This is a genomic window from Coleofasciculus sp. FACHB-712, assembly GCF_014695635.1.
Classification (GTDB): Bacteria; Cyanobacteriota; Cyanobacteriia; order Cyanobacteriales; family FACHB-T130; genus FACHB-T130.
Genome location: NZ_JACJOQ010000679.1, coordinates 1 through 5,342, shown reverse-complemented (window position 1 = coordinate 5,342; position 5,342 = coordinate 1). Strand labels below are relative to the sequence as shown.

Genomic DNA, 5,342 nt, shown 5'->3' with positions numbered 1-5,342 from the left:
ACAGCTCCAAAGTTGGTAGTTACAAAACCAGCAACAGAGCCTTCGGTAGTTATCGATAATCAGCTTTTAGCTGGAAAAAATGTTCTGATAACTGGAGCAGCCAGAAATATTGGCAGAAGTATTGCTCTTGAAATGGCAAAACAAGGCGCAAACATTTTCTTCACTGACCTAGTTCGGGAAGGATGTGAAAATTTAGAAAAAGAATTAAGTTGCTATCCAGTTAAGTCAAGAGCCTTTGTGTCAGATATTTCTAAGACTGAAGATAACGATTATTTATGTAATTATTTATTAGAAAACAAAATAAATATTGATGTTCTTGTCAACAATGTGGGAATCCAATTTGAGACGAGCCAGATAAAAAACCTTGATTTAGGAGAATGGCATAAAACCTTTAATACCAATGTTTTCGGGCCAATGTATCTCACAAAGCTTATTTCTCAAATGATGGTTAATCATCGCATTCATGGCTCGATTATATATATCACGTCTATTCACCAATGGGAACTTGTACGTTGGCCTAGTTACAGCTCCTCAAAAGCTGCATTAGGAATGATTATCAAAGAATTGGCTCTAGAATTGGCAACTTCTGGGGTAAAAGTTAACGGAATCGCTCCCGGCTGGGTAGCGGAAGATGAGCAAGGAAACTCCCTCCGTCACAGCTATACTCCACTGCATAACAGTTCAATCAATCCTTGTTATATTGGTCGGGCTGCTGTTTACCTAGCCTCCGACTATTTTTCAAAATTTACGACTGGAACCGTTCTCAAAATCGATGCTGGGTTGTCATTATATAATCATCGTTATGCCGAATATCTGAATCAATAAAAAAGCTTGTTATTTTAAAGAAAACCAAATGTTTCACATCATAAAATGGGTAAAAAGAAAAGTAGAAAAGCAATTATTTTCAGGGCACTTGGAGGCGAAATGTCAAGCAGTTAAAAGTCTTTTCCCTAAAAATGCAACTGTTGAGCGTGTGGCTACGGGATTTGAATTTACAGAAGGCCCTATTTGGTTTGCTGAAGAAAAGTATCTCCTCTTTAGTGATATTCCAGCTAACAAAATCTTTAAACTGACTCCCAGTAGTGGCGTAACAGTCTTTAGAGAGACTAGCCATAATTCCAATGGTTTGACTAGAGATAAGCAAGGACGACTCATTGCTTGTGAACACGGAACGCGCCGCGTCACCCGCACCGAAAAAGATGGTTCGATTACCGTCTTAGCTGATAAATTTCAAGGTAATAAACTGAATAGTCCTAATGATATTGTCGTGAAAAGTGACGGTTCTATCTACTTCACAGATCCGCCTTATGGCATCAAACCCGAACAGCAGGAACAACCAATCCAGGGGGTTTACCGCCTCTCGTCTGATGGCAAAGAAATTATTGTCGTAGCCGATGATTTTGATAAACCTAATGGACTAGCATTTTCACCGGATGAAAAAAAGCTTTATATCGACGATTCTGAACGCCGTCATATTCGCGTGTTCGACGTTCAAGCTGACGGTAAACTTGCTAACAGCCGCATTTTTTACAAGATGAATGGTAAGAAACCTGGTTTACCCGATGGGATGAAAGTAGATGTGCAAGGACATCTGTACTGCACAGGTGCAGGAGGCGTGTGGGTTTTCGATCCAGAAGGGAATCATTTGGGAACAATTGTGACTCCGGAGGTGCCAGCGAATTGTGCTTGGGGAGATGATGATTTGCAAAGTCTTTATATTACTGCTGGCACTTCTGTTTACAAAATTCGAGTAAATGTTCCAGGCATCAAAGTGCCTTAATTGATTACCATCGTTTAAAATTTTCAATTACAAAAGATGCGTAAAATGAATCTATATAATAAGGATAGCTGTGACTGGCTTAATTCCGAGCAAAAATTGCTTTTGCGGGCAGCACTGTTGCAGGGAGAAGAGGCAATTGATTCTTGGAATCAATGGAAAGCATCTGCCGATATTGAGAATCTCGATGTAGAATCCTATCGATTGCTGCCTTTACTTTATCGCAACTTATCCGCACATGGCGTGACGGATCTGCATATGGCAAGACTAAAGGGAGTTTACCGACGCACATGGTGTGAAACCCAAGTTTTGTTGCAACAAGTCGCAGCTATTATCAGTTGTTTTCAGAATGATGGTATCACAACAATGCTGCTCAAGGATGCAGCTTTGAATATACATTATTACAAAGATTATGGCTCACGAATGATACATAATTTTGATTTTTTAGTTCATCCAGCAGATGCTTTAGCAGCCGTAAGTCTGTTACAAAAAATTGGCTGGAGAGCCAAAGGAAAAATACCAGTTACAATTACGCCCTTCTCTCATACTCTAGGATTTGACAATGAATTAAAACAACAGTTTAATCTTCGCTGGCATCTGTTCGCAGATGGTTTTCAAGAAGATGCTGAAAAATATTTTTGGGATAGTGCGATATTAACCAAGCTGGATGACTTATCAACTTATGTTTTAAATCCTACGGATCAGCTATTGTACGTTTCTGTATATGGAGGAATGAGTAATTTTGTTTTTCCAATTAGTCGGCTAGCTGATGCCGCAATACTTCTCAACTCATACCAAGCAGAAATTGATTGGAACCGACTGGTAGCTTTATCACAAAAGTACCGCTTAATTTTGCCCCTACAAAATATATTGACGAAATTACATGAAATCCTAAATATGCCAATCCCTCTGTCGATTTTACAAGAAGTACAAAATATACCCATTTCTAAATTTGAGCGCAGCGAATATCAGCTCACGAGTAGACAAGAAAAATCAGTCCACGAGCGTTTGATAAGCAGATATCTACAATATTCAAGAGCAGTAAATACAGATAATTTTAAATTAAGCTTTTTAGGTTTTACCAGATATCTACAATATATCTGGGGTTTGGAACACTTATGGGAAGTTCCATTGCAAGCAATGATTCGGGGTATAAAAAGGCTCTGGTAAGAGCGATCGCTTTCACCTGAAAAGAGATGAAGACAACCAGGGTAGAAGCGATCGCCATCAATGCACTAGCAGATAACTATAAGCGTCTCCTAAAGCCCTTTACACATTTCCCTACCAGCCGGAAGAGGCAAGTCTCATACATGAGATAGAGCCTAGACACTCCAGAATCTGAGAACTTAAGAACAAATAAAGAAAATTCTCAACAACTGCTTTCTAATAATCATGTTTGGAAACCAAATTAAGACAGCAGCGTTGCTGGGACTCCTCAGCGGTCTTCTGGTTCTGGGTGGCTATTATCTGGTCGGCAACGAGCAGGGGCTATATTTAGGTCTGGCTTTTGCTGCATTCAGTAGTTTTAGCTCCTGGTACTATTCTGACCAAGCGGCTTTGATGGCGTATCGCGCCCAACCAATAGAGCGTCAGGAGGCTCCAGAACTCTACGATATGGTAGCTTCTTTAAGCCAAAAGGCGGGGATTCCCATGCCGAAACTGTTTTTAGTGCCAACCAAATCCCCCAATGCTTTTGCAACCGGACGAGATCCGGATCATGCTTCTGTGGCAGTGACTCAAGGGATTATAGAATTACTCTCCCGCGAAGAACTTGAAGGTGTTTTGGCTCACGAACTTACCCACGTCAAAAACCGCGACACTTTAACTCAGGCAGTTGTAGGCACCATCGCTGGAGCGATTACTTTTGTCGGACGGATTCTCACTTTGGGAGCGCTCTACGGCCCTGTCACCCGCGATGACCGCCGAGGTGGAAACGCTTTGGGTGCCTTGTTTCTTATCGTTTTGGCTCCGATTGCGGCGGCGCTAATCCAGTTTGCGATTTCCCGCACCAGGGAGTATTCTGCTGACTTGGGTTCGGCTGAAATCACGGGGAATCCTTTGGCGCTTGCCAGTGCGTTGGAGAAGCTTGAGGCAATGGGTCATCAGATTCCGATGAACGGCAATCCCACGATGTCGCCGCTACTGATTGTCAATCCTATCTCGACAAAAGGGTTGCAATCTCTTTTCCGTACCCATCCCCCGACTGAGGATCGGATTCGTCGTCTCGTAGAATTGGCTCAGCAACAAAAGCAACAAAAGCAAATGACTCCAGCGATCGCATAATGTGCAAGCAGTGCTGGTGATGCTTGATTTTAGCCGGTGGTAACGCCGGTTTTTTATTGAATGAGGATGCTAAACCGGAGATGTCTCGCGTTTCGATTATTATTCCCACGCTGAATGAGGCGACGTGCTTGGAACGCACGCTGCGCCAGTTGAATTTGCTAGATCCTCCAGCTTGGGAAGTGCTGGTGGTAGATGGGGGAAGTGACGATGAGACAGTTGCGATCGCCCAGCGGATCTTACAAGCGATCGCCCCGTCATCTCAAGTGCGTGTCCTCTGTTGTGATGTTCGCGGACGTTCAGTGCAGATGAACCGAGGCGCAGAGGCGGCGACGGGAGATATCCTGTGCTTCTTACACGCAGATACTTCGGTTCCAGATGATTTTGTGGCAGTGGTTGAGCAAACTTTAGCCGATCCATCTGTTGCTGGCGGCGGGTTTATTTCTTTGATGACAGGTTCCCAGACGACGCGCTGGGGAGTTTCGCTGCATAATTACCTCAAAACTTACTACGCGCCGCTGCTTTTCCGACCTCGTTTGTTTTTTCAGGGGTTGCGATTGTTATTTGGCGATCAGGTGATGTTTTGTCGTCGCGCCGATTTCTGGAAATGTGGCGGATTTGATCCGGCATTGCCAATTATGGAGGAAGCGGATTTGTGCCTGAAGTTGGTGCAACGAGGTCGGATTCGTCAAGTGAATCGAGTTGTGCAAAGTAGCGATCGCCGTGTGGCAAAATGGGGTTCGCTGAAGGCTACCGCGATATATCTCTACATCGGCTTTCTTTGGGGTATCGGAGTTGAAGCAACTTACCTGAAAAAGTTCTATGAGGAAATTCGCTAATTAGTTATTAGTTATAGAATCTGTTTAATTTCCCATAATAAAAGAACCCTACCCCCCTGACAGGTGTAGGTTTTTTACAAGAGAGTGAGTAGTCATGAGCATGAGAGTGAAAATAGAGGATAAAACCTAGTAGTTAACCATAGAGATTATGACAGGCTAGGAGTTGGATAGAGACGCTTGAACTTTGTGCGAGCATCGACTGTAGAAAAGCGCCAATTGACAGTCGCTTGGTTTTGATTGCGTTGTTGCTCCCACGCCTCTATTTCCTGTTGCAGTTCGGCGATGGTTGGAATACGTCGGTTGAGACATTGACGAGAGAGGACTGAAAACTCTGGTAGTCCTGCATAGTAATGCTAATCAAGCTTTTCATTCTATAAGTAAACTGGCGTTATATTCATGAATAAAATACCAAATAGCTCCTATATGATTAGAGAGTTTTTTAGAAA

At 43.0% G+C, this 5,342-nt stretch carries 5 protein-coding genes and 1 pseudogene; 5 read left to right on the top strand and 1 reads right to left on the bottom strand.

Annotated elements, in window-relative coordinates:
• The 5 genes from H6F50_RS25405 to H6F50_RS25385 form a co-directional block, all read left to right on the top strand.
• A partial coding sequence (locus H6F50_RS25405; protein ID WP_206754851.1) for an SDR family oxidoreductase occupies positions 1-825 on the top strand: 825 nt, incomplete at its 5' end.
• 28 nt (positions 826-853) lie between these two features.
• Entirely contained in the window at positions 854-1,780 is a 927-nt protein-coding gene (locus H6F50_RS25400) for an SMP-30/gluconolactonase/LRE family protein (RefSeq protein WP_190430839.1), read from the top strand.
• A 45-nt stretch (positions 1,781-1,825) separates the two neighbouring features.
• A complete protein-coding gene (locus H6F50_RS25395) occupies positions 1,826-2,947 on the top strand; it encodes a nucleotidyltransferase family protein (protein ID WP_190430838.1) in 1,122 nt (373 codons plus the stop codon).
• A gap of 222 nt (positions 2,948-3,169) precedes the next feature.
• Positions 3,170-4,060 (top strand): M48 family metalloprotease, encoded by an 891-nt coding sequence (locus H6F50_RS25390; protein ID WP_190430837.1) that lies wholly within the window; start codon positions 3,170-3,172, stop codon positions 4,058-4,060.
• Positions 4,061-4,140: 80 nt separating this feature from the next.
• A complete protein-coding gene (locus H6F50_RS25385; RefSeq protein WP_190430836.1) occupies positions 4,141-4,896 on the top strand; it encodes a TIGR04283 family arsenosugar biosynthesis glycosyltransferase in 756 nt (251 codons plus the stop codon).
• A gap of 146 nt (positions 4,897-5,042) precedes the next feature.
• On the opposite strand, the pseudogene H6F50_RS27425 reads toward H6F50_RS25385, so the two are convergent.
• Positions 5,043-5,228 (bottom strand): annotated as a pseudogene (locus H6F50_RS27425) (IS630 family transposase); the annotation flags it as partial.
• Positions 5,229-5,342 lie beyond the last annotated feature (114 nt).

What these genes read in the sequence shown, in the direction of transcription:
- H6F50_RS25400 (WP_190430839.1), top strand. Translation starts at nt 854, where the DNA reads ATGTTTCACATCATAAAATGGGTAAAAAGAAAAGTAGAAAAGCAATTA.
- H6F50_RS25390 (WP_190430837.1), top strand. Translation starts at nt 3,170, where the DNA reads ATGTTTGGAAACCAAATTAAGACAGCAGCGTTGCTGGGACTCCTCAGC.
- H6F50_RS25385 (WP_190430836.1), top strand. Translation starts at nt 4,141, where the DNA reads ATGTCTCGCGTTTCGATTATTATTCCCACGCTGAATGAGGCGACGTGC.
- H6F50_RS25395 (WP_190430838.1), top strand. Translation starts at nt 1,826, where the DNA reads ATGAATCTATATAATAAGGATAGCTGTGACTGGCTTAATTCCGAGCAA.